This window comes from Curtobacterium sp. MCPF17_050 (assembly GCF_003224435.2).
Lineage (GTDB): Bacteria > Actinomycetota > Actinomycetes > Actinomycetales > Microbacteriaceae > Curtobacterium.
Genome location: NZ_CP126250.1, coordinates 1,872,421 through 1,897,816, shown reverse-complemented (window position 1 = coordinate 1,897,816; position 25,396 = coordinate 1,872,421). Strand labels below are relative to the sequence as shown.

Below are 25,396 nucleotides of genomic sequence, written 5' to 3'. Positions count from 1 at the left end.
CTGATACGCTTCTGGAGCCCGCTGCCGGAGCACGAGCTCGGACGGGCAAGCCTCCACTTCAGTCCACCTCCGCGTGCCATGCGTGCGCGCCCCGACACAGGAGACAGCGCTGCTATCCCACGCTCTTCCCCTGTCCCTCATCGCTGCGGGTAACCCCGTCGCGGCGGGGAGCAGCAAGGCCGCCGAGTTCCATGGTCCGTCGATCAACGAGTTCTTCCCGGACCCGATCTTCTTCGCCGGTACTGCGTTCGAGATGGACCGCATCGTCCTCATCCGCTTCTTCGCGGTGGCCGTGCTCCTCGTCTTCGCGTTCGCCGGAACCCGCGCGCTCAAGCTGGTCCCCAACCGTGGACAGGCCTTCATCGAGTACGCCTTCGACGTCGTCCGTCGCAACACCTTCGACAACCTGGGTGAGAAGGACGGCAAGCGCTTCCTGCCGCTCCTCGCGACGATCTTCTTCGGCGTCCTGTTCATGAACCTCACGGGTCTCGTCCCGTTCATGAACATCGCCGGCACCAGCCGCATCGCGATGCCGATGATCCTGGCGATCGTCGCGTACGTCGCCTTCATCTACGCGGGCCTGCGCAAGCACCCGGGCACGTTCCTCCGGAACTCGCTCTTCCCGCCCGGTGTCCCGTGGTTCCTGTACATCATCGTGACGCCGATCGAGCTCGTCTCGACCTTCGTGCTCCGGCCGATCACGCTGACGCTGCGACTCCTGATGAACATGGTCGTCGGACACCTGCTCCTCGTCCTGTTCTTCTCGGCGACCTGGTTCTTCTTCTTCGACGCGGAGAGCCTCTTCAAGCTGTTCGGTGTCGGGACGCTCGCGTTCGGCATCGCCTTCAGCTTCTTCGAAGTCCTCGTCGGGTTGCTCCAGGCGTACGTCTTCATGCTGCTGACGGCCGTCTACATCCAGCTCGCGCTGGCTGACGAGCACTGACACCCTTCTGACCCCCTACGGGGCCGGCGACCGTCGGACCCGCACCTCGAAAGGAAAACACGTGGACGCAACGACCGTTCTCGCGGAGATCAACGGCAACATCGCGACGGTTGGCTACGGCCTCGCTGCGATCGGTCCGGCCATCGGCGTCGGCATCGTCGTCGGCAAGACGATCGAGTCCGTCGCTCGCCAGCCCGAGCTCCAGGGCCGCCTGACGACCCTCATGTACATCGGTATCGCCTTCACGGAGGCCCTGGCCTTCATCGGCATCGCGACGTACTTCATCTTCACCGCGTAAGGCTCTTCGATGCAGACTGCACTCATCATCGCGGCGGAGGAGACCCACAATCCGCTGATCCCACCGGTGTACGACATCGTGTGGTCCGCGGTGGCCTTCGTCATCATCTTCATCGTGATGTGGCGTGTCGTCACGCCGCGCATCACGAAGATGCTCGATGAGCGCACCGAGGCCATCGAGGGCGGCATCAAGAAGGCCGAAGCCGCCCAGCAACAGGCCGCTGCTGCGCTCGACGAGTACAACAAGCAGCTGGCGGACGCGCGTGCCGAGGCATCGCGCATCCGTGAGCAGGCCCGTGCCGACGCGACCGCGATCGGCAACGAGGTCCGCGAGCAGGCCACGGCCGATGCCGCACGCATCACCGCGAACGCCCAGGCGCAGATCGAGGCCGAGCGCCAGAGCGCGCTCCAGTCGCTCCGCACCGAGGTCGGCACGCTCGCACTCGACCTCGCGTCGGGTGTCATCGGCGAGTCCCTCCGGGACGACGCCAAGGCGACCGCCGTCGTCGACCGCTTCCTCGCCGACCTCGAGTCGTCGAAGGGCGCCCAGACGGCTGCCGGAACGGAGCACTGAGCATGCGTAGCGCCACCCGCGAAGCGATGTCGTCCACCCGGGCGGCCCTCGCAGACCTCGGCGGCGCCGTCGACCTCACGGTCGGGACGGAGATCTTCGCCGCAGGGCGTGCGATCGCCCGTGCGCCGCAGCTGCTCAACCTGCTGGCGGACCCGACGGCCGACACCGCCGGCAAGAAGGTCCTCATCGACCGCGTCTTCGCCGGTCAGAGCGACGCCTCGCGCGCCGTCCTGAGTGCGGTGGCCGGATCGCGCTGGTCCTCCCAGGGGGACCTGCTCGCCGGCATCGAGGACGCGGCCGTCCGGGCCGTGGCAGCGACGGCAGACCAGTCGACCTCCATCGAGGCCGAACTGTTCGCCTTCGAGACCGCGGTCCGTTCGGACGCCGGCCTCGAGCTCGCGCTCGGGACCAAGCTCGGCAGCCCGGACCAGAAGGGCTCGCTGGCCGAGCGTCTCCTGGGCGGCAAGGTCTCCGTGCAGACGATCACGATCGTGTCGAACCTCGTGCAGCAGCCCCGCGGCCGCCGCATCGGTGAGATCGTCCGTGACGCCTCGCGGATCGTCGCCGACCAGGCGGACAAGCTCGTCGCCACGGTCATCACGGCAGCCCCGCTGTCCGACGAGCAGGCGGCTCGCGTCGCCCGCGGCATCGGCGAGCGGTACGGCCGGGACATCAGCGTCAACCAGGTCGTCGACCCCACCGTCCTCGGCGGGGTCCGGGTGCAGGTCGGCGGCGACGTCATCGACGGCACCGTCACGTCCCGGCTCGCCGACCTCCGTCTCCAGCTCGCGCGCTGAGCGTACGGTCGAAGACGCCCCACCCAAGTCCACAACGGGAACTGTCGTCCGCGGCAGCATCACCCTCTCGGAGCCGAAGGGCCCCGGAAAACCACAAGGAAAATCCCATGGCAGACATCACCATCAGCCCCGATGAGATCCGTGATGCCCTGAAGGACTTCGTCTCGAACTACGAGCCGACGAAGGCCTCCACGGCCGAGGTCGGGCACGTCACCGACGCCGGTGACGGAATCGCCCACGTCGAAGGCCTCCCCGGCGTCATGGCCAACGAGCTCATCCGCTTCGCGGACGGCACGCTCGGCCTGGCGCAGAACCTGGACGAGGACGAGATCGGCGCCATCGTGCTCGGCGAGTTCGGCGGCGTCGAGGAGGGCCAGGAGGTCACCCGCACCGGCGAGGTCCTCTCCGCGCCCGTCGGCGACGCCTTCCTCGGCCGCGTGGTCGACCCGCTCGGCGCTCCGATCGACGGTCTCGGCGAGATCGCTGCGGAGGGCCGTCGCGCCCTCGAGCTCCAGGCCCCGGGCGTCATGTCCCGCAAGTCGGTGCACGAGCCGCTCCAGACCGGCATCAAGGCGATCGACGCGATGATCCCCGTCGGCCGCGGTCAGCGTCAGCTGATCATCGGTGACCGCCAGACCGGCAAGACGGCCATCGCGATCGACACGATCATCAACCAGAAGGCCAACTGGGAGTCCGGCGACGTCGACAAGCAGGTCCGCTGCATCTACGTCGCGATCGGCCAGAAGGGCTCGACGATCGCGTCCGTCAAGGGTGCGCTCGAGGACGCCGGCGCGATGGAGTACACCACCATCGTCGCCGCCCCGGCATCCGACCCGGCCGGCTTCAAGTACCTCGCGCCGTACACCGGTTCCGCCATCGGTCAGCACTGGATGTACCAGGGCAAGCACGTCCTGATCATCTTCGACGACCTGTCCAAGCAGGCCGAGGCGTACCGAGCCGTGTCCCTCCTCCTCCGTCGTCCGCCGGGACGCGAGGCCTACCCGGGCGACGTCTTCTACCTGCACTCCCGCCTGCTGGAGCGTTGCGCGAAGCTGTCCGACGAGCTCGGCGCCGGTTCGATGACGGGCCTCCCGATCATCGAGACCAAGGCGAACGACGTCTCGGCGTACATCCCGACCAACGTGATCTCGATCACCGACGGCCAGATCTTCCTGCAGTCGGACCTGTTCAACGCGAACCAGCGTCCGGCCGTGGACGTGGGCATCTCGGTGTCCCGCGTCGGTGGTGACGCGCAGGTGAAGTCGATCAAGAAGGTCTCCGGCACGCTGAAGCTCGAGCTGGCGCAGTACCGCTCGCTCGAGGCCTTCGCGATGTTCGCGTCCGACCTCGACCAGGCGTCGCGCCGTCAGCTCGACCGTGGTGCGCGTCTGACCGAGCTGCTCAAGCAGCCGCAGTACTCGCCGTACCCCGTCGAGGAGCAGGTCGTCTCGATCTGGGCCGGCACCAACGGCAAGCTCGACGAGGTCCCCGTCTCCGACGTGCTGCGCTTCGAGGGCGAGCTGCTCGAGCACCTGCGTCGCAACTCGGACGTGCTCACCACGCTGCGTGAGACGAACCAGCTCAGCGACGAGACCGTCGCCGAGATGTCGAAGCAGATCGACGCCTTCACGAAGGGCTTCCAGACCAGCGACGGCAAGACCCTGGGCTCCGAGAACGTCGAGTCCGCTTCGGCCGACGACGTCGACCAGGAGCAGATCGTCAAGGGTCGTCGCTAGATGGCGGCACAGGTCCGGGTCTACCGACAGCGCATCAAGTCGGCGAAGACCACCAAGAAGGTCACCCGCGCGATGGAGTTGATCTCGGCGTCGCGGATCCAGAAGGCCCAGGCCCGCATGGCCGCGTCCGGCCCGTACTCGCGGGCCGTGACGCGGGCGGTGTCGGCCGTGGCGACGTTCTCGAACGTCGACCACGTGCTGACCACCGAGCCGGCGACGTCGACGCGTGCAGCCGTGGTGCTGTTCACGTCGGACCGGGGCCTGAACGGCGCGTTCAGCACGAACGTCCTCAAGCAGGGCGAGGAGCTCGCCTCCCTGCTCCGCAGCGAGGGCAAGGACGTCGTCTTCTACCTGGTCGGACGCAAGTCCGTCGGGTACTTCGCGTTCCGGGAGCGTCCGTCCGAGCGCCAGTGGGTCGGCAACACCGACCAGCCGGAGTTCTCGACGGCGAAGGAGATCGGCGACGCGGTCGTGTCGAAGTTCCTCCAGGACACGGCTGAGGGCGGCGTGGACGAGATCCACATCGTGTTCAACCGCTTCCTCAGCCTCGCCACGCAGGAGCCGCAGGTCGTCCGGTTGCTCCCGCTCGAGGTCGTCGACGGGGTCGAGGCCCCGTCGAACGACGAGCCCCTCCCGCTGTACGAGTTCGAGCCGGACGCGGACGCAGTCCTCGACGCCCTGCTCCCGGTCTACATCGAGAGCCGCATCTTCAACGCCATGCTGCAGTCGGCCGCTTCCGAGCACGCCGCCCGCCAGAAGGCGATGAAGTCGGCGAGCGACAACGCCGACTCGCTGATCCGCGACTTCACCCGACTCGCCAACAACGCGCGTCAGGCCGAGATCACGCAGCAGATCTCCGAGATCGTCGGCGGCGCCGACGCACTCTCGTCGAAGAAGAAGTAGTGGTCCGCGCAGCTCGCGGACAGAACCCACCCTCAGGAAGGCACCAGCCATGACCGACACCGCCACCACCGCGGTCGAGACGTCGTCGGCGCCCGGTGTCGGCCGGATCGCCCGTGTCACGGGTCCCGTCGTCGACATCGAGTTCCCGCACGACGCCATCCCCGAGATGTACAACCTCCTGTTCACCACGATCACGATCGGTGACTCGTCGCAGGAGATCGGTCTCGAGGTCGCGCAGCACCTCGGTGACGACCTCGTCCGTGCGATCTCGCTGAAGCCGACCGACGGTCTCGTCCGCGGCCAGGAAGTCCGCGACTCCGGCGCCCCGATCTCGGTGCCCGTGGGCGACGTGACCAAGGGCAAGGTCTTCGACGTGCTCGGCAACGTGCTGAACACGGACGAGAAGCTCGAGATCACCGAGCGCTGGCCGATCCACCGCAAGGCCCCGGCCTTCGACCAGCTCGAGTCCAAGACCTCGATGTTCGAGACCGGCATCAAGTCGATCGACCTCCTCACGCCGTACGTGCAGGGTGGCAAGATCGGCCTCTTCGGTGGTGCGGGCGTCGGCAAGACCGTCCTCATCCAGGAGATGATCCAGCGCGTCGCGCAGGACCACGGTGGTGTGTCGGTGTTCGCCGGTGTCGGTGAGCGCACCCGTGAGGGCAACGACCTCATCGGTGAGATGGAAGAGGCGGGGGTCTTCGACAAGACGGCCCTCGTGTTCGGCCAGATGGACGAGCCGCCGGGAACGCGCCTCCGCGTGGCCCTGTCGGCGCTGACGATGGCGGAGTACTTCCGCGACGTGCAGAAGCAGGACGTCCTGCTCTTCATCGACAACATCTTCCGCTTCACGCAGGCCGGTTCCGAGGTCTCCACGCTGCTCGGCCGCATGCCGTCCGCGGTGGGCTACCAGCCGAACCTCGCCGACGAGATGGGTGTGCTCCAGGAGCGCATCACCTCGACGCGTGGTCACTCGATCACCTCGCTGCAGGCGATCTACGTGCCGGCCGACGACTACACCGACCCGGCGCCGGCCACGACGTTCGCGCACCTCGACGCCACGACCGAGCTGTCGCGTGAGATCGCGTCGCAGGGTCTGTACCCGGCGATCGACCCGCTGACGTCGACCTCGCGGATCATGGACCCCCGGTACCTGGGTGCTGACCACTACGAGACCGCGACCCGCGTCAAGGCGATCCTGCAGAAGAACAAGGAACTGCAGGAGATCATCGCGATCCTCGGTGTGGACGAGCTCTCCGAAGAGGACAAGATCACCGTCGAGCGTGCTCGCCGGATCCAGCAGTTCCTCTCGCAGAACACGTACATGGCGAAGAAGTTCACGGGCGTCGAGGGTTCGACCGTCCCGCTGAAGGACACCATCGAGTCCTTCCGCGCCATCGCCGACGGCCAGTTCGACCACGTTGCGACGCAGGCGTTCTTCAACGTCGGGGGCATCAACGACGTCGAAGAGAAGTGGGCACAGATCCAGAAGGAGAACCGCTGAGATGGCGGGTCTCACCGTGAGTGTCGTCTCGGCTGACCGCGAGGTCTGGTCGGGCGACACCACCATGGTCGTCGCACGGACGACGGAGGGCCAGATCGGCATCCTCGCGGGACACGAGCCGATGCTCGCCACCCTCGCGCAGGGTCAGGTCCGCATCACGCGGGCCGACGGCTCGACCGTCGCGGTCGACGCGGAGGACGGCTTCCTCTCCGTCGAGCACGACACGGTCACGATCGTGGCGCGGCAGGCCGCGCTCGCGTCCTGACCGGACTGACCGTCCTCCTCCCGCCGTCCGAGACGAAGCGGGAGGGCGGGGACCCGGAGCGCACCCTCGACCTGAGGGCGCTCTCCTTCCCGGAACTGGCCACAGAGCGGGCCGCGGTGATCACCGCGGCCCGCTCCGTCAGTTCCGAGGAGTCCACCGCGCGGGCGGCGCTCAAGCTCGGACCGAGGTCGGTCGCGGAACGGCTCCGGAACCTCGTGCTGCACGAGAGTCCGACGATGCCGGCGATCGAGCGCTACACGGGCGTGCTCTACGACCCGCTCGACGTGCCGGCGGCCGACGCCACCACGCGTGCGTGGTGGGCGGAACACGTCGTCGTGCAGTCGGCGATGTTCGGGCCGGTCGGGGCAGCGGACCCGGTGCCCGCGTACCGGTTGTCGCACGACTCCCGACTGCCGGGCCTCCGGCTCGCGACGCATTGGCCAGCCCCGGCGGGTGCTGCCCTGACGGGCCGCACCGGGGGGCTCGTGCTCGACCTCCGCTCGGAGGGGTACCGGGCACTCGGGCCGGTCGAGGGCGCCGTGGTCCTGCGGGTGGTGTCCGTCACCGCGGACGGGCGGCGGAAGGCGCTGAACCACTGGAACAAGACCGCGAAGGGACGGCTCGTCGCGTTGCTCGGTCGGACCGGTGCAGCGGTCTCGTCGACGGCGGACCTCGTCGACTGGGCAGCGGGGAACGGGGTCGACCTCGAACGCCGCGGGGACGCATGGGACCTCGTCGCGGAGAGCCTCGAGCCGGCGACGGCCTGACCGCCGTCCCCTGCCGTCCCGACCGTTCGTCCACAGGGTGCGGACGCGGCAGGCACGTCCACGGGTCGGGCCGGGAGTGACGATGCGGTGGTCGCCGGTCGGCAGGCTGTCGGCATGGAGACCACCACGATCAGCACCACGACCGACCCGTACACACGACACACCCGCGAGATCGCCGCTGCCGTGACCCTGCCGGCAGCCGCCCGTGCCCTCGTCGCTCCGGAGGACCTCAGTGCGTCGGGAGCAGTCGCGGTCACGACCGCCTGCGGGGCGCTCGCGACCCGGCTCGCCCTCGTCCGGTTCCTCGCCGATCCGGGTCCGGTGGACGCCGCGGACGTCCGGCCGCTCGACCCGTTCAGCGAGCCGACGCCGTCGGCGCTGCACGGTTCGGGTCCGGAACCGGATCGGGACCGGGTGCGGACCGCGGGGGACCGGTGCGTCGAGGCGTGGCGTCGGTGGACGCGGTCATCGGACTCCGGGCTGTCCGAGATCGGTGTCGCCGGTGCCCTCGCACTCGGAGCCTGGTGTTCGTGGGCCCTCGGCTCCGAGCTCCGCGCGACGACCCGGGCGCGCCACGCCCTCGCGGTCCGGGCGGACGACCCGCTCGCCGGGCTCGTGCTGCGGACCTGTCGCGCCGGCGCCCGCGCGGCGTGGCGGAGGTGAAGCCCCGGTGCACCGCATCGTCTACGGTGGGGGTGCCGACGGGAGGAGCCGCACGTGCACGACGAGGACGACCTCGACGACACCGTGCTCCGTCCTGCGCGCCGGCGGGCTGCGGAGCCGGACGACCTCGGTGACACCGTCGGCAGCGCTGACCGCCCGGCTGCGGGCACCTGGGGGAGCGTCGGCAGCGGACTCCCCGGCGGTGCGCCGGCCGGGTCCAACGGAGCATCGGCGGCCGGGTCGGACCGAGCATCGGCGTCCGCGTCCGCCCAGACGTCAAACCCGGCAGCTCGGTGGACGCCGTCCGTCCCGGTGCCCGCCGTCCGCATCGGCGACCGCGTGCACCGCCTCGACCGACCGGTGGTCGTCGGGCGACGCCCGGCATCACCGCGCGTGTTCCCGGGCGCGGCGCCGGAGCTCGTCACGGTGGCGTCGCCGACCGGCCTCGTCTCGTCGTCACACGTGCGCTTCTCCGCCGCCGGGACCTCCACGGTCGTCGACGACCTCGGATCGACCAACGGCACGGTCATCCGGCCCGCGGGCGCTCCGCCGCACCGGATGCCTTCCGGCGCCTCGATGGTCGTGCTGACCGGTACGGTTGTCGACATCGGTGACGGCAACGGGATCGAGGTGCTGTCGCCGTTCACGCGGGCGGTGCCGCCCGTCGTCGCACGCCCGTCCGACCGGTGGCCGTCCGACACGTCGTCCCCCCGGTCCCTCCCCGGACCCCGGTCCGTCCCGAACACCAGAGAGCGATCCTGAACCGTGACCGAACTCGGCCGAGCAGCCTCCGCCCACGCGATCGACGTCCCCGGTGCCGGGGGTGAGACCCTCACGCTCTCCTGGGGTGCGGCGACCGACGTCGGTCGACGCCGGGACCACAACGAGGACAGCTACATCGTCGCAGCGCCGTTCTTCGTCGTCGCGGACGGCATGGGCGGGCACCTCGCGGGGGACCGCGCCAGCGACGCCGTCGTCCGGCGGCTCGGTGCGTCGACCGACGAGTCGTTCGCATCGCGCCAGACGATCCAGCACGCGCTGCTGCTCGCGACGGCGGACATCGAGCGCGCAGCGGGCGGGAACGCCCTCGGGGCGGGGACGACGGTGACCGGTGTCGCACTCGTCGCCGGCCAGGGGCAGCCCGCGGCGCTCGTCTTCAACGTGGGGGACTCCCGCACCTACCGGAGCGAGGCCGGAGGGCCGTTGCGTCGTCTGACGGTCGACCACTCGGTCGTGCAGGAGATGGTCGACGCCGGCGTGCTCCGCGCCGAGGACGCCGAGTCGCACCCCGACAGCAACGTCATCACGCGGGCCGTCGGGTTCGGCGAGCCGCCGGAGCCGGACTGGTGGACGATCCCGCTGCGGACCGGCGACCGGTACCTGGTGTGCTCGGACGGCCTGACCAAGGAGATCGGCGACGTCGGCATCTCGCGCATCGCCGCGAAGGTCGCGGACCCGCAGGAGCTCGCCGAGCGCCTGGTGGGCGACGCGGTCATCGCGGGCGGGCGTGACAACGTCACGGTCGTCGTGCTGCAGGTCGACGCTGCACCGGCGGGTCCGGACGACGTGGACGACACCCTCCCGCGCCACTGAGCCGCGAGGGCCCGGGTGCGCCCCGTCCGGTCACGCAGGCCCCCGAACTGGGGGTCCGGCACTTGTCCGCCTCCGGAGACCGGCCCCGAGCCGTCACCGCTGCTTCGTAGACTGTCCTGACCGTGTCGAGAGCAGGCCGTCCGGCCGGGAAGGAGCGACCATGGCCCGCCGGCTGCCGTCGAGCCCTCCCGTCCTGCCCGGCTTCACCGCCGTGCACGTGCTCGGGTCGGGCGGCTTCGCCGACGTCTTCCTCTACGAGCAGGACATGCCGCGTCGACAGGTCGCGGTGAAGGTCCTCCTCGACGAGGTCGTCGACGACCGCGTCCGCCAGATGTTCCAGCTCGAGGCCAACCTCATGGCCCGGCTGAGCACCCACCCCTCGATCCTCACCGTCTTCCAGGCGAGCGTCGCGGCGGACGGACGGCCCTACCTCGTCATGGAGCTGTGCTCGTCGTCGCTCAGCGACCGCTACCGGCGCGAGCCGGTCCCGGTGTCGCAGGTCCTCTCGATCGGTGTGCGCATCGGTGCCGCGCTCGAGACCGCGCACCGCGAGGGCGTGCTGCACCGGGACGTCAAGCCGTCGAACATCCTCATGACGGCCTACGGCAACCCGGTCCTCAGCGACTTCGGCATCGCCGCGTCCCTCGGTGAGGCCGACCCCGACGAGCCGATCGGCATGTCCATCCCGTGGTCGGCACCCGAGGTGCTGTCCGACGAGTCCCGCGGGTCGATCCAGTCCGAGGTCTACTCGCTGGCGGCCACGATCTCGACCCTGCTCGCCGGGCGGAGCCCGTTCGAGGTCCCCGGCGGTGCGAACGGCGCCGCCGACCTGATGGCCCGCATCGACAAGGGCGGCCCACGCCCCACCGGACGGCCGGACGTCCCCCCGACCCTCGAGCGCGTCCTCGCCGCCGGCATGGCCCGTCGTCCCGCGGACCGCCCCGCGACCGTCCTCGACCTCGTGCGTGGGTTCCAGCAGGTCGAGGCCGAGCTCGGCCTCCCGCAGACGCACGCCGACGTCGCCGTGGAGAGCTGGGCCGTGACGACACCGACCGCGGAGGGTGACCGGACCGTGGTCCGCGCCCTCCAGCCTCCCGTCCGTGCCGGCCGGCGCCGGCGTCGGCGCCGAGCCGTCCTCGGTGGCGTCGACGGCGCCGGTTCCCGGAGCGTCGGGACGGTGCACCGCACCGGCTCGTCCGCCCGCGCCCGACGCGGCCCGCGCACGACCGTCGTGTGGGCCTCCGTGGCGTCCGCCGTCGTCGTCGCCGCACTGGCGGTGACGGCCGTCGTGGTCGTCACCCGCGACGCCGACGCGTCCATCCCCACCGTGGCCGGGATCAGCACGAGCACGGCCGGGTCGTCGGTCACGTTCCGCTGGGACGACCCGGGCCTGCGCCCCGGGGACACGTACGTCGTCACCTCGGGCGGGTCGACGAGCCAGCAGTCCGGCACGTCCTTCGTGGTCACCGGACGCCCGGGCGTCGAGGAGTGCGTCACCGTCGCGGTGAACCGGGACGGGCGTACCGGGGCCGTGAGCGACCAGCGGTGCGCGACGATCGGCGGCACCTCGTGATCCGGCGGCTGTTCCGCGCGCACCGGTCGGCGGCGCTGACGTCCGTGGTCGCCGTCGTCGTCGGCGCGGTCGTCGCCGGGACGGCCCTCGTGTCGACCGGGTACCACACGCAGCGTGTCGACCTCGGTGACGGCACGGTCTGGGTGCCGTCCGCGGAGTACGGCGCGGTCGGTCGCGCGAACCCCGGGGTGCTCGAGCTCAACACCGCGGTGTCGACGTCCTCCGACGCCGTCGACGTCCTGCAGCACGGGTCGACCGTGTACAGCGTCGACCGGACGAAGGGGACGGTCGCACGGGTCGACGTCGCGGACGCCACCCTGGGTGACGCCGTCACGCTGCCCGCGGGCAGCCCGGACGTCTTCTTCGCGGGGCGCACCGCGGTCGTCGGGAACGGCGACACCGGCGAGCTCTGGACCACGCCCGCGTCCGCGCTCGAGGACTTCGACGCCTCGACGAAGGCCGACCTGACGCTCGGCGCCGACGCGGTGTTCGACGCGGCCGACGACCGCGTCGCCGTCTACTCGCCCCGCACGTCGACCGCGTCCCTCGTCGACCTCGGTGCCACGCCGACCGTCGCGCACCGGTGGACGGTCCGGATGGACCGCACGCACGACCTGCAGGTCGCCGCGTTCGGCGACCACGTCGCCGTGCTCGACCAGACCGACGGTGTGCTCGCGGTGGACGGGCGCCGGGTCGACGTCGCGAGCCGAGTCGGTGCGGCACCCGCGCTCCAGCGGTCGTCGGACGGTGGTGCGAGCGTCACCGTCGCCGGTGCGACCGGCCTCGTCCGGGTCGGGCCGTCGGGTTCCGTCGACGCCGTCCCGCTCGCCGTCTCCGGGCGGGCCGCACGACCCCTCGTCAGCGGCTCGTGCACGTACGGCGCCTGGAACGGCGGCCAGGCCGTCGACACGTGCGCCGGCCGGGCCGTGCAGGACCTCGACCGCGTCCCGGGCGGTGCCGCCCTCCGGATCGTGCACAACGGCGCCGCGGTGGTCGCGAACGACCCGGACAGCGGCCGGACGTGGGCGGTCGGGCGGAGCGGGCAGCTCATCGACAACTGGGCGGACCTCGTCGACAGCACGGACGACCGCCAGCAGGAGCGCATCGCCGAGGACGACCCCGAGGTGCAGGAGGACCAGGCACCGCCGGTCGCCGTCGACGACGACCTCGGGGCGCGTCCCGGACGCACCACGACCCTCCCGGTCCTCCTCAACGACCACGACCCGAACGGCGACCCGCTCGTCGTGAGCGAGGTCGGCACGGTCCCGGCGGCTCGCGGCACCGTCGCGATCGTGTCCGACGGGCAGCGGCTGCAGGTCACCCTGCCCGACGACGCGTCCGGCGTCCTGACCTTCCCGTACACGATCACGGACGGCAACGGAGGCTCGGACACGGCCGCCGTGCGCGTCACGGTCCGCTCCGACTCGGTCAACGAGCCGCCGCGGCAGGTCCGGGACACGCGTGCCGACGTCGTGCGCGGCGGCCACGTCACGACGAACGTCCTCGGGGACTGGATCGACCCCGACGGCGACCCCGTGTTCCTCCGCTCGGCGACGCCGTCCGACGGGGACGCGGCCTCGACGACGCCGGACGGGCTGCTCGACTACCGCAACGACAGCGGCCGCACCGGCGAGCGGACGCAGCGGGTCGTCGTGAGCGACGGCCGCGACCAGGGTCGGGGCTCGGTCACGGTCGACGTCGCCGCGCCCGGGGACGTCCCGCTCCGCGCCGACTCGTTCCCCGTCTCCGGGTACGCCGGCAAGCCCTTCACGGTCGACCCGCTCGAGCACGTCCGCGGCGGGAACGGCATGGTGACGCTGACGAGCGTGTCGTCGGGGTCCGGCCTGACCGTCACCCCGTCCTACGACGCCGGCACCTTCCGGGTCGTCGCGCGGGCCGCCGGCGACGCCCAGCTCGAGTACACGGTCACCGACGGCGTCAAGACCACGAGCGGCGTCGTCCGGGTCACGGTGCTCGCGCCGCCCGACGCCTCGAGCGCCCCGGTCACGACGCCGAAGACCGTGTTCGTCAACACCCTCGGCACGAAGGACACCGACGTCACGGCGACCGACTCCGACCCGTCCGGCGGCGTCCTCCTCGTGACCGGGCTCGACGGCCCCGCGGACGGATCGGGCGTGCAGGCGAGCGTCCTCGACCAGCACGTGGTCCGCGTGACGCTGACCGCCCCGCTGGCCGGCCCGGTGTCCTTCCGGTACACGGTGTCGAACGGGCTGGCCTCGGCGACCGGCACGGTGACCGTCGTCGAGATCCCGGAGCCGGACCGCATCCAGCCGCCGGTGGCCCAGCCGGACACGGCGACGGTCCGCGTCGGGGACGTGACGGACATCGACGTCCTCGCGAACGACACCCAGCCCGAGGGCGGCTCGCTGACGCTGCTGCCCGACCTGGTGCAGGACGTCCCGGGCGGCAGCGGCCTGCTGTTCGTGTCGGGTGACCGGCTCCGGTACCTCGCGCCGACCACGCCGGGCACGTACACGGCGGCCTACCGTGTCGCCGGCCCGGACGGGCAGACCGCCGACGCGACCGTCTCCATCTCGGTCCGCGACCGCGACCGGACGACGAACAGCGCCCCGGTGCCCCAGACGGTGACGGCCCGCGTCGTCGCCGGGCAGACGGTCCGGATCGCGGTGCCCCTCGCCGACACCGACCCGGACGGCGACTCCGTGCAGCTCGTCGGCGTCGGGTCGAACCCGGAGAAGGGCGCTGTCACCGAGGTCACGACGGAAGCGCTGACGTACGAGGCCGGCGACTACTCCGCCGGCACGGACGAGTTCACGTACACGGTGGTCGACGCCCTCGGCGCCCGCGCCACCGGAACGGTCCGCGTCGGCATCGCGCCGCGTGCAGACCAGGCCTCCGACCCGGTCGCGCAGGCCGACCGCGTCACGATCCGGCCCGGTGGCACCGTGACGGTCCGGGTCCTGCAGAACGACTCCGACCCCGAGGGAGGGCGGCTCCGCGTCGCGTCCGCCGAGCCGACGGGGTCGGGCGTGCGGGCCCGGGTCCTCGGTGGGGAGACGGTGCGCGTCACGCCGCCCGCGTCCGCGCGCGCGGGTGACTTCGCCGTCCTGTACACCGTGACGAACGAGCGGGCCGGGTCCAGCACCGCCTTCCTCACCGTCACGGTGGACCCCGACGCGTCGCCGCTCCGGCCCGAGGTCGACGACACCGTGCTCGACCTGCAGGACGTCCTCGGGCGCGACTCCGTCACGGTCGACGTGCTCCGGAACGTGTTCGCGGCCGAGGGCACGCGCGCGGACCTCCGGGTCGGCCTCGTCGGTGGCCACCGGAGCGGCGCCCGCGTCACCGACGACGACCGGATCGCGGTGCGGATCACGGCACGGTCGCAGGTGATCCCGTTCTCGGTGGCCCTGCGCGACCAGCCGGACATCGTCTCGCTCGGCTTCGTCCACGTGCCCGGCACCGACGACGCCCTGCCCCAGGTCGACCGGTCCGCGCCCGCCGTCACGGTGCGGAGCGAGTCGACGGTGCGGATCCCGCTCGACCGCTACGTCGTGACCGCCACCGGTCGCACCGCGACGCTGACCGACCGCGGTGCCGTGAAGGCCACCCACGCCAGCGGCGGCTCGCTCGTCGTCGACCGCTCGACGCTGCAGTTCACCTCCGCCGAGCTGTACTACGGCAACGCGTCGATCTCGTTCGAGGTCACCGACGGCTCGGACGCCGACGGCGGCAAGGGGCGGGTCGCGACCCTGGTCCTGCCGATCACCGTCACGCCCCGGTCGAACCAGCCGCCGTCGCTGAGCGGGACCACGCTCGAGCTCCAGCCGGGCGACACCCGCACACTCGACCTCACGAAGCTCACCGACTACCCGTACCCGGCCGACCTGCCGGAGCTGCGGTACTCGGTGGTCGACCGACCGGGTGGCGGCACCACCGCCTCGGTGACCGGGCAGCGCCTCACCGTGCGGGTGCCGGAGTCCGCACGGACCGGGACGAGCACCTCCGTCGGCGTCGGCGTCGCGGACGCGACCAACGCCGGTCGCGCGGGCCGGATCGTCGTCGACGTCGTGACCTCGACCCGACCGCTCGTGCAGCCCGCGCCGGACAGCGCCGTCGTCGCACGTGGCACGACCACGACGGTCGACGTCCTGGCGAACGACCGGACGACGAACCCGTTCCCCGGCGAGCCGCTCCGCGTGACCGACATCCGCGGGCTCGGCGGCGGGCTGCCGTCCGGCGTCTCGGTGACCCCGAGTGCCGACCGCTCGCGCCTCCGCGTGACTGTCGCGCGTGACGCGAGGCCGGTCGACGCGCACCTGCAGTACCGTGTCGCCGACGTCACCGGGGACACGGCACGGTCCGTGTGGGGCGACGTCACGATCTCCGTGCAGGACGTGCCCGACGCGCCCGGGACCCCGACCCGGACCGGGTCGTCCGAGGGCGGCCGCGTGACGCTCTCCTGGTCGACCCCGCGGGCGAACAACTCGGCGATCACCGGCTACCGGGTGACGGGGACGAACGGCGTGTCACAGGACTGCGGCACGGCGACCGTCTGCACGGTCACGGGGCTCGACCCGACGGCGTCGTACCGGTTCTCCGTCACCGCCGCGAACGCCGTCGGTCGGTCGGACCCGTCCGCGCAGTCGGCCGCGATGAGCGCGGACTTCGTGCCCGCGGCACCGACCGGCACGACGGTCGCCCCGGACCGCACCACGCCGAACCGGCTCGACGTCCGCTGGGACGCCGTGCCGCGTCCGTCGCGGGGGAGCCTCGTCGACCAGTACGTGGTCACCGTCGCCGGGCCGGGGCTCAGCACCACGAAGACCGTCCGCGGTGCCACCGCCACGACCTTCGACGGCGCCCTCAGCGGTGCGACGTACGCGGTCACGGTCTCGGCACGGAACGACGCGGCCCGCGACGGCACCGCCGTGCAGTGGAACACCGGTTCCGCGACGGGCGCCGCGGTCGGGACGCCCGGGACGGTCACCGCCCTCAGCGCCTCGACCGGCAGCACGCCCGACACCGACGGGCGGTCCACCGTGACCGTGACCTGGGGCGCGGCCGACGGCCAGGGCGGCAGCGGGCCGTCGTACGCCGCGTACCGGATCGCGGCGGGCTCGACGCCGACCTGCCGGAGCCTCGCCGGGGAGACGCCCGTCGGGACGGCGTCCGGCGCCGTCGACCGGGGCGTGCCGGCCGGCGTGACGCGGTACGCGGTCGTCGCCGACAACGGCCTGTTCTGCAGCGTGGCCGTCACGGACACGGTCGCCTACGAACGGCCCGCGGCTCCGGTCGCTCCGTCGGTCGGCCTCGTCGCGTCAGGCCAGCCGAACCGCGTCGACGCGCGCGTCACGGCCCCGACCACGAAGGTCGACCACTACCGCCTCGACACCGGGAGCGGGACGGTCGACCTGGCGCCCGGTGACTCCTGGACCGGTGTCCCCGGTGCCGGGTCGCGCAACACCGCCGTGAAGGTCGCCCTGCAAGCGTGTGGTGCCCCTGGTGACGCGTTCTGCTCGGACCGGACCTCCGCGACCGCGGGCGCCCTCGACCTGTCCGCGTCCGTGACGACGGCGGCGCAGGGGCACCCGATCGTGGTGAGCGGCCCGGACGGCAGCGCCGTCGGATCGGTCCGCTACACCGCCACCTGGTACGACGCGGACGGCACGGTCCTGCCCGCAGGGGACGGCAACCCGTGGGACGAGTCCAGCGTCGGGCCCACCCCGCCGACGGACGCCTCGACGGTGTCGGTCCGGGCGTCCGTGACCACGTCGTTCGACGCGGACCTGACCCGTACAGGCACCGACTCCGACCCCGTCGACGTCGGCCCCGACCCGGACGCACCCGCGCCCGACCCCGCACCGATCCCGGGACAGGGCGACCCACCGGGGACGGGCGACCCGCCCGGCCAGGGCGCGTCCGGCTGACCGCCGGGCCGCCCCGCGGGCAGACACGGCTCGTCAGCCGTGCCCCGCCAGGCCGCGACGATCCAGACCGCGACGACCCAGACCCCACCGGCCCGGCCCGCAGCACCCCGCCAACCGCACTCCGCCAGTCCGCACCCCCAGCCCGCACTCCGCCAGCCCGCACTCCGCCAGCCCGCGCCCCGCCCGACCCGACGAGGAACGACCCGCATGACCATGACCCCGGAGCAGGCCACCCGCTTCGCCGACGTCGCCGCCCGCATCGTGACGAACGTCGAGCAGGTGCTCCTCGGCAAGGCCTTCGTGATCCGCCTGGCGGTCACCGCGATGCTCAGCGAGGGGCACCTGCTGCTCGAGGACGTCCCGGGCACCGGCAAGACGAGCCTCGCCCGAGCCCTCGCCCAGAGCGTGCAGGGCGTGACGAGCCGCATCCAGTTCACGCCCGACCTGCTGCCCGGCGACATCACCGGCATCAGCGTCTACGACCAGCGCGCGCAGGAGTTCGAGTTCCACCGCGGGCCCGTCTTCGCCAACGTCGTCCTCGCGGACGAGATCAACCGCGCCAGCCCGAAGACCCAGTCCGCACTCCTCGAGGCGATGGAGGAGTCCGCCGTCACGGTCGACGGCGTCAGCCACCGCCTCGGCGCGCCGTTCATGGTGATCGCCACGCAGAACCCGGTCGAGCAGGCCGGCACGTACCGGCTCCCCGAGGCGCAGCTCGACCGCTTCCTCATGAAGACCTCGATCGGCTACCCGGACCACGCTGCGACCGTCCGCATCCTCGAGACGTCCTCGGCGCCGTCCGCCGCCGTCCCGCTCGCGAGCGTCGTCCCCGCCGCCAGCGTCACCGAGCTCGCCGCGCTCGCCCGCACCGTGCACGTCGACCCGGTCATCGCCGACTACGTCGCTCGCCTGGTCGACGCGACCCGCGCCGCCGGCGAGGTCCGACTCGGCGTCAGCGTCCGCGGTGCCATGGGCCTCGTCCGCGCCGCACGCGTCTACGCCGCGGTGCAGGGGCGCCACTACGTCACACCGGACGACGTCAAGGCGTTGGCCGAGCCGGTGCTCGCCCACCGCCTCGTCCTGGACGCCGAGGCGGAGTTCGACGGCGTCAACGCGTCGAGCGTCATCGGACAGATCCTCGTCGAGACGCCGCCGCCCGCGGACCGGACGCCGCGGTGACCGACCGCCGGCCCGTCGCCACGCGCTCGCGTCGCCCGTCCGCGACGCGGTCGCGTCGTGCCACGGTCAACGGTCGCACCGGTACGGTCGCCGGCATGACGAACGTCCGGACCCGTCTGGTCGGTGACCGCGACGGCGTCGCCGCCGAGGCGGTCGTCGGTGTCGTCCGCGTGTGGCGCACGGCCGGGAGGCTCGTCACGCGTGTCCGGGACGAGGTCGCCGCCGTCGTCACCGGGCTCGGTTGGACCGTGCTCGCACTGACCGTCGTCGCGTTCGTCGTCGGGTACCGGTTCGGCCTCCGCGAGGTCGTCGTCGTCGGGTGGGCCGGCACGGTCCTCGCCGTCGTGGCGGCGGTGGCGCTCGTCGGGCGGTCGCGCCTCGTCGTGGGCATGACCCTTCCGCAGCACCGCGTCGCGGTCGGCGACCCCGCCGAGGTGACCGTCACCGCCGAGAACCCCACGCGCCTCCCGTCCGTGCCCACGACGCTCGAACTGCCGGTCGGCAACGGGCTCGTCGACGTGGCGGTGCCGGTCGTCACGCCGCACGGCACCCACGTCCGCCGGGTGCCGGTGCCGACCACGCGCCGCGGTGTCCTCGACGTCGGTCCGGTCACCGGCGTCCGTGCCGACCCGGTCGGGCTCGTCCGACGGGAGCTCGTCTGGGCCGAGCAGGAACAGGTCATCGTCCACCCGCGCACGGTCGCGATCCCCTCCACGAGCACCGGCCTGGTACGGGACCTCGAGGGGCAGGCGACGAACGACCTGTCCCCGGCCGACATCGCCTTCCACGCCGTCCGCGAGTACATGCCCGGAGACGACCCGCGCACCATCCACTGGAAGTCGACGGCGAAGACCGGTGCGTTCATGGTGCGGCAGTTCGAGGACACGCGTCGGTCGCACCTCGTCGTCGCCCTCGGTGTCTCGGACACCGAGTACCGCGACGAGGACGAGTTCGAGCTGGCCGTCAGCGCCGCCGCCTCGCTCGGCACTCGAGCGGTCCGGGACGGCCGCGAGGTCACCGTCGTGGTGTCCGAACGCACCCCCGAGTTCGCGAAGCGGCCGGTGTACGCGCTCGAGTCACTGCCGACCGTCACGCCGACGCGGCTGCTCGACGCCTTCGCGAGCGTCGGCCTCGCCGAGGCATGCCTGCCGGTCGCCGAGGTCGCGCGACTCGTCGGGCGGGACGCGGCAGGCATCTCGGTCGCCTTCCTGGTCGTCGGCAGCGCGGTCGGCCTGCCCGCCCTCCGCCTCGCGGCGACGCGGTTCCCGGTCGGGGTCGGGGTCGTCGCCGTCGTGTGCGAGCCCGAGGCCGTCCCGCGCTCGGTCCGGGTCGCCGGACTGACCGTGCTGACGATCGGGTACCTCGAGGACCTCCGGCACGCGCTGCACCGGTCGGCTGCCGCATGACGACGACGCCCCTCCGCGAACGGCCCCGCGGCGCCGCACGTCGACCGCCGGCGCGTCGTCGTCGTCCCGTCGTGCGCCTCGTCGCGGGCACCGGGGCCGTCTGGGTCCTCGTCGCCCTGGCGAGCGTCGCCTGGTGGCCCGTGCACCGCGACGGCGCGATGGTCGTCGCCGGCACGACGGCCGTGGTGGTCGGGACCCTCGTGGCGGTCCTCGGCCTCGTCCTCCGGCTGCCGGCGGCCGCGGTGGCGGTGCTCACCGTCGTCGGTTTCGTCGTGACCGGGGTGCCCGCGGCCGTCCCGGACCGCGCGGACGGGGTCCTTCCGACCGGACCGGGTGTCGTGGACCTCCTCGCCGGCGTCGCGCTCGGGTGGCGGCAGCTCGTGACCGTCAGCCTGCCGGTCGGGTCCTACGAGGCGCTGCTCGTGCCGTACTTCGTGACGGCCCTCCTCGCGACGGTGGTGGGCGTGACGGTCGCGACCCGGGCCTCCCGTCCGGAGGCGGCGGGGCTGGCACCGCTCGTCGTCTTCGCCGCGGGGGTGGCGGTCGGACCGACCCGGTTGGCCACCTCGGTCGCCCTGGCGGTCGCGCTCGTGGGTGCCGCGCTGGCCTGGGCGCTCAGCGTCCGGCACGTCCGGCGGGCCACGACGGTCGCCGAGACCGTCGGCCAGCCCGTCCCGGTGCTCCGGGCGGTCGTGCGGCCGGCGCTCGTCGGGACCGCGACGATCGCGGCGGCGGCCCTCGTCGCGACCGGGCTCGGGCTCCTCGTCCCGCCGTCGGCGGGCCGGACCGTGGCACGGACCGACGTCGTGCGGCCGTTCGACCCGCGCGACCACGTCAGCCCGCTGAGCGGCTTCCGCGCCTACCAGGAGGACGACCAGGTCGACGTCCCGCAGCTCACCGTCACCGGCCTGCCGCGCGGCGGCTTCGTCCGGATCGCGACCCTCGACACCTACGACGGCGTCGTCTACCGCGTGGGTGGCCCGGACGGCGCCACCGCGTCCGGGACGTTCGAGCGCGTCCCGACCTCGGTCGACGTGTCCGGTGTCCGCGGCACGCGCGTCAGGGTGGGCGTCACGGTCGACGGGTACCGGGACGTCTGGCTGCCCACCGTCGGCGACCTCGAGACGGTGACCTTCCAGGGACGCACCGCGGACCGGGACCGCACCGGGTTCTTCTACGACCGCGCGACCAGCACGGGTGCACTCGTCGGCGGCGTCTCCGCGGGCACCCGCTACACGCTCTCCGCGGTCCTGCCCGCCCAGCCGACCGAGCGCCAGCTCACGGCGGCCCGGCCCGGGACGGTGTCGGTGCCGACGCCACGGGCCGTGCCGGACGCGGTCCGGGACGCCGTGCAGGCCGTGTCCGAGCCCGGCGCGTCCGACGGGGCCCGACTCGTCGCAGCGCTCTCGGCCCTGGCCCGCACCGGGTACGTGAGCCACGGCGTCGGCGACGACCGCGCGAGCCGGTCCGGGCACGGGGCCGACCGCATCGAGGAGCTGCTCACCGGCCAGCCCGTGGTGGGGGACCAGGAGCAGTACGCCGTCGCGGCCGCGCTCATGGCGCAGCAGATCGGCTTCCCGGCGCGGGTCGTCATGGGGTTCACGGCGGGCGGTGACTCCGGGACGACGCCGACCACCGGTGCCGGTGGCCGCACGACGTTCCGGGGGAGTGACGTCACGGCACGCATCGAGGTGGACACGGCCGAGTACGGGTGGGTCCTGCTCGACCCGAACCCCGTCGTCCGGGAGATCCCCGAGGAGTCCGACCAGACGCCGCAGCCCGTCACCCGTCCCGAGACCATCGTCCCGCCGCCGCCCGCGGAACCCCAGGTGCAGGAGCAGCAGACGCCGCCGCAGGCCGACCCGGACGCCCCGCCCGCACGCCCGTTCTGGCTGCAGCTGCTCCTCGCGGTGCTGCCGTGGGCGCTGGGCGTGCTCGGGGTCGCGGCGCTCGTGCTCCTGCCGGTCGTCGTCGTGCTCGTCCTGAAGCGCCTCCGCCGTCGTCGTCGCCGCCGTGCCCCGGCCGCACGGGCCCGGGTCGTCGGCGCCTGGGACGAGTACCGGGACGCCCTGCTCGACAACGGTCATGCGGTCGCCGCCACCGCCACCCGGCGCGAGGTCGCGGTGGCAGCACCGGGTGACGCAGCGACCGGCCTCTCGGCCCTGGCGGACCGGGCGGTCTTCGGCCCGTCGGACGTCGACGACCGGACGGCGGACCGGATGTGGGACGCGACCGACGCGGCCGTGGCCGAGCTGCGGTCCGGTCGGACGCGACGGGAGCGGTTCCGCGCCGCCGTCTCGGTGCGCTCATTCCGCTCCGGCCGCTGGGTCCGCTGACTCCGGACGAGCGGAGGGCGCTCGGAGCGGCGGTGACTACGATGTCCGGAGGCCGGAACCACCTGACGGACGGTCGGACGAGGACAGAGGCACCCTGTGATCAGATGCGAACACTGCGGATCGACGCTCCCGGACGGAGCGATCTTCTGCGGTGAGTGCGGACGAGCCGTCACGACCTCGGCAGCGCGTCGCACCGCACCCGCTGAAGCCGTCGACCGTGGCACCCCACCCCCGTTGCAGCAGCCCGGCGTCCCCGGACGCGGGGTCGATCCCGCTGCCGACGGCTGGCTGCCCGAGTCCACCCTCGACCCGGCCACGCGCGCATGGCTGACCGGTGCCGACCACGGCGCGTCCCCGGTCGCGGACGCCACGACGGCGGGTCGCCAGGACCGGACCGGGACGGAGCACCAGGACCACGACGCTCCCGCCTCCCCGCGATCGGGCTCCGGGCAGTCAGCCGCCTCCGTCGATCGGGGCACTCCCACAGCGGACGACCTCGCCCCGCGGAGCGCGCCGTCGCACGTGCACGGTTCCGGGACCGGTCTCGGCGACTGGACCGGACGCTCGACCGAGGGTCCCGGAGCGGAACCCGTCGAACCGACGCTCGACCCCGATGCTTTCCCCGCCGAGACGCTCGCGCCGCAGGACGACCCGGAGGTCCAGCGCGCCGACGCCTGGGACGAGCGCGGAGCGGACCAGGGGGACACGCCCCCGTCGTCGGGGGCCGGATCGACCGCCGTCGAGCCGGTCTGGTCACCGCCGTCGACGCCCGCCGCCCCTCCGACCGGACCGTCCTGGTGGATCGGTCGCGCCCCGTCCGCCGAGACGACGAGCGAGCAGACGACTCCCGGGGGGACCGGCGACGACGCGGGCGTGCAGCGGACGGACGATGCGCCCCGGCCGGGCGACACCGCGGTCTTCCAGCTGCCGGCCGAGCGCCGGGCGCCGCGCCCCACACCGCTCGTCGCCCCCGGCAGCCAGAGCACGGTCTGCCACGTCTGCGGCCACACCCTCGAGCCGGATGACATCTTCTGCGAGGAGTGCGGATCGGTCCGCCCCGCCGTGACCGCCGCCTTCACGGGGCCGGTGATGCCCCTCCCGCTCGCCCGCCCGGACTGGGCCGCCGACGAGGACGCCCTCCGCAGCGCCGTCTCCGACGCGCACGACCTGACCGAGGAGTCGGACGGACTGCCCGACGCGGACTCCGGCGAACTCCCCGACGCGGACGACGACGCCGTCCGCAGCGGTCCGGACGCGGACGGCCGGAACGACGTCGCCCCTGGTGGGCGCGACGGCGCCGAGGCACCCGATGCCTCCGGTGCTGTCGACCCGTCCGACGACCGGAACGCATCGGCGGACCGCGACGGCCACGAGGACCTGGACGACCGCGGTCCGGACAGCGGTCCGGTGAGCACGAGCACCCCGGGGGCCCCTGCCGCCGCGGACTCGGATGCGGCTGGTCGCCCCTCCTCCACCTCCGACGACGCTCACGACGACGGCGCCGCTGGTCACGACGACGGTGCCGCCGGTCACGACGACGGTGCCGGCCAGGCCGGGACCGACGGGACGACGGACGTCGTGCCGGGCGACGCCGCCGACGACCGCGGTGCGGCCCGTCCGGCTGGAGCGTCCGACGCGCAGCCCGATGAGTCGGTCGGTGCGCCGTCCGTCGACGATGCCGGCGGACCCGGCGCGGAGGCCCTGCCCGGCACGAGCCCCCGGCTCACGTCCGACGGTGCTCCCGTCCCACCGGTCGCCGCCCCGCTCCCGCCGGTCGCCGCCCCGCTCCCGCCGGTCGCCGCCTCGCTCCCGCCGGTCGCCCCGCCGCGGTCCGGTGCGACCGAGGCGACCGGTGCCGCCGTTCCGACGGACCACGACGCGGGCCCGGACGAGGACGTCGAGGAGACCCGGATCGTGTCCCGCGCACCCGCGCAGGCTCCGTTCCTGCTGCACTTCAGCACGGGCGAGCGCCTCGGCGTGCACGGGTCCGCGCTGCTCGGCCGACTCCCGCGCCCCGAGGCCGACGAGCAGTTCGACGGCCTGCTGACGATCCGCGATCCGGGCAAGTCCGTCTCGAAGACCCACCTGGAACTCGGGCGGGACGGTGACGACCTCTGGGTCTCCGACCGCTACTCGGGCAACGGCACGATGATCCGGCACATCGACGGGTCGATCCGGCGGTGCGAGCCCGGACGGCGGTACCGCGTCGAGCGCGGCGCACGCGTCGACATCGGGGAGCAGTTCTTCCTCGTCCAGTGAGGTCGGGCCGGTGCGCGCGCAGCACCGCCCCGTGTCGGGACCGCTCGTCCACGACCGACCTGCTCCGCGCCGGTTCTCCACAGCGGCCCGGAGCCAGCACCGCGCGATGGTCAGGTGCGGTGCGATGGGTGCATGGACCCGCGGACCGCTCGGAGCGTCGCCTCGGCCGTCGCCATCCTCGTGACGGTCTGGGCCGTCGTGTCCACCGGCGACGACCGGACGGTGCTGCTCGTGGCGGCGGCCGTCGTCGCGGTGCTCGGTCTCGCGGTGCGACCGGCTGACGGTCTTCCGCGGGCACCGACGGTCGTCGTCCCGCCAGGCCCGGCGACCGGTCCCGCGGCCGACCGGTGCGGCGGCGAGGCATCGGCGACCGGTCCCGCGGCCGACCGGTGCGGCGGCGAGGCATCGGCGGCCGGTCCCGCGGACGACCGGTGCGGCGCGACCGGGCCAGACGCGGACGTCTGCTCGTTCCCGCCGACACCGGGTGGGGAACTGCTCGTCGGGCGGGACCCCGCGGGCCGGATCGTCACGGTCGGCGCTGCCGGCGGAGTCGTCGTGCGTGGTCGCGGCGCGCTGGCCCGCGCCGTCTTCGAAGCCCTCGTCGACCAGCTCGAGGGCCTCGTGCCGCGCGCCGGACCGGACGTGCCCGGCGCAGAGCTCCGTGTCGCGGCGGACACGGGCGTGCTCGG

Annotated in this window: 18 protein-coding genes and 1 pseudogene; all 19 read left to right on the top strand. The window is 73.1% G+C overall.

What is annotated here, in order from left to right:
* Positions 1-82: 82 nt before the first annotated feature.
* A complete protein-coding gene (gene atpB, locus DEJ34_RS08990) occupies positions 83-943 on the top strand; it encodes a F0F1 ATP synthase subunit A (protein WP_258368405.1) in 861 nt (286 codons plus the stop codon).
* A gap of 61 nt (positions 944-1,004) precedes the next feature.
* Positions 1,005-1,241: an ATP synthase F0 subunit C gene (gene atpE / locus DEJ34_RS08985; RefSeq protein ID WP_058729232.1), complete on the top strand. Its 237-nt coding sequence runs from the start codon at positions 1,005-1,007 to the stop codon at positions 1,239-1,241.
* A 9-nt stretch (positions 1,242-1,250) separates the two neighbouring features.
* Positions 1,251-1,814: a F0F1 ATP synthase subunit B gene (locus DEJ34_RS08980; protein ID WP_110825113.1), complete on the top strand. Its 564-nt coding sequence runs from the start codon at positions 1,251-1,253 to the stop codon at positions 1,812-1,814.
* A gap of 2 nt (positions 1,815-1,816) precedes the next feature.
* Entirely contained in the window at positions 1,817-2,611 is a 795-nt protein-coding gene (locus tag DEJ34_RS08975) for a F0F1 ATP synthase subunit delta (protein ID WP_110890829.1), read from the top strand.
* 107 nt (positions 2,612-2,718) lie between these two features.
* A complete protein-coding gene (atpA, locus tag DEJ34_RS08970; RefSeq protein WP_110825111.1) occupies positions 2,719-4,347 on the top strand; it encodes a F0F1 ATP synthase subunit alpha in 1,629 nt (542 codons plus the stop codon).
* A complete protein-coding gene (locus DEJ34_RS08965) occupies positions 4,348-5,250 on the top strand; it encodes a F0F1 ATP synthase subunit gamma (protein WP_110825110.1) in 903 nt (300 codons plus the stop codon).
* A 49-nt stretch (positions 5,251-5,299) separates the two neighbouring features.
* The gene (gene atpD, locus DEJ34_RS08960) at positions 5,300-6,754 is read left to right on the top strand and encodes a F0F1 ATP synthase subunit beta (RefSeq protein WP_110825109.1); all 1,455 of its coding nucleotides are present in this window, start codon (positions 5,300-5,302) and stop codon (positions 6,752-6,754) included.
* A gap of 1 nt (position 6,755) precedes the next feature.
* Positions 6,756-7,019, top strand: a complete 264-nt coding sequence (locus DEJ34_RS08955) for a F0F1 ATP synthase subunit epsilon (RefSeq protein WP_110825108.1) — start codon at positions 6,756-6,758, stop codon at positions 7,017-7,019.
* The gene (locus DEJ34_RS08950; RefSeq protein ID WP_309146778.1) at positions 7,016-7,786 is read left to right on the top strand and encodes a YaaA family protein; all 771 of its coding nucleotides are present in this window, start codon (positions 7,016-7,018) and stop codon (positions 7,784-7,786) included. Before DEJ34_RS08955 ends, DEJ34_RS08950 begins: the two co-directional genes overlap by 4 nt.
* 114 nt (positions 7,787-7,900) lie before the next feature.
* Entirely contained in the window at positions 7,901-8,449 is a 549-nt protein-coding gene (locus DEJ34_RS08945; protein ID WP_146234058.1) for a hypothetical protein, read from the top strand.
* Positions 8,450-8,503: 54 nt separating this feature from the next.
* Positions 8,504-9,211, top strand: coding sequence for an FHA domain-containing protein (locus DEJ34_RS08940; protein ID WP_110911929.1), 708 nt, complete (start codon positions 8,504-8,506; stop codon positions 9,209-9,211).
* Positions 9,212-9,214: 3 nt separating this feature from the next.
* Positions 9,215-10,042, top strand: coding sequence for a PP2C family protein-serine/threonine phosphatase (locus DEJ34_RS08935; RefSeq protein ID WP_110825104.1), 828 nt, complete (start codon positions 9,215-9,217; stop codon positions 10,040-10,042).
* A gap of 160 nt (positions 10,043-10,202) precedes the next feature.
* A complete protein-coding gene (locus DEJ34_RS08930; RefSeq protein ID WP_110911930.1) occupies positions 10,203-11,615 on the top strand; it encodes a serine/threonine-protein kinase in 1,413 nt (470 codons plus the stop codon).
* Positions 11,588-17,527 (top strand): Ig-like domain-containing protein, encoded by a 5,940-nt coding sequence (locus tag DEJ34_RS08925; protein ID WP_110911931.1) that lies wholly within the window; start codon positions 11,588-11,590, stop codon positions 17,525-17,527. Before DEJ34_RS08930 ends, DEJ34_RS08925 begins: the two co-directional genes overlap by 28 nt.
* Positions 17,528-17,734: 207 nt before the next feature.
* Positions 17,735-18,706 (top strand): AAA family ATPase, encoded by a 972-nt coding sequence (locus tag DEJ34_RS08920; protein WP_284180677.1) that lies wholly within the window; start codon positions 17,735-17,737, stop codon positions 18,704-18,706.
* A gap of 95 nt (positions 18,707-18,801) precedes the next feature.
* Complete coding sequence (locus DEJ34_RS08915; protein ID WP_110910874.1) at positions 18,802-20,112, top strand: DUF58 domain-containing protein; 1,311 nt, start codon at positions 18,802-18,804, stop codon at positions 20,110-20,112.
* Positions 20,109-22,448, top strand: coding sequence for a transglutaminase-like domain-containing protein (locus tag DEJ34_RS08910; protein WP_110910793.1), 2,340 nt, complete (start codon positions 20,109-20,111; stop codon positions 22,446-22,448). Before DEJ34_RS08915 ends, DEJ34_RS08910 begins: the two co-directional genes overlap by 4 nt.
* Positions 22,449-22,544: 96 nt before the next feature.
* A pseudogene (locus DEJ34_RS15755) lies at positions 22,545-22,589 on the top strand (hypothetical protein); the annotation flags it as partial.
* 93 nt (positions 22,590-22,682) lie between these two features.
* On the top strand, positions 22,683-24,707 hold the full coding sequence (locus tag DEJ34_RS08905; RefSeq protein ID WP_220032798.1) for an FHA domain-containing protein: 2,025 nt from the start codon (positions 22,683-22,685) through the stop codon (positions 24,705-24,707).
* The last annotated feature ends 689 nt before the right edge of the window (positions 24,708-25,396 follow it).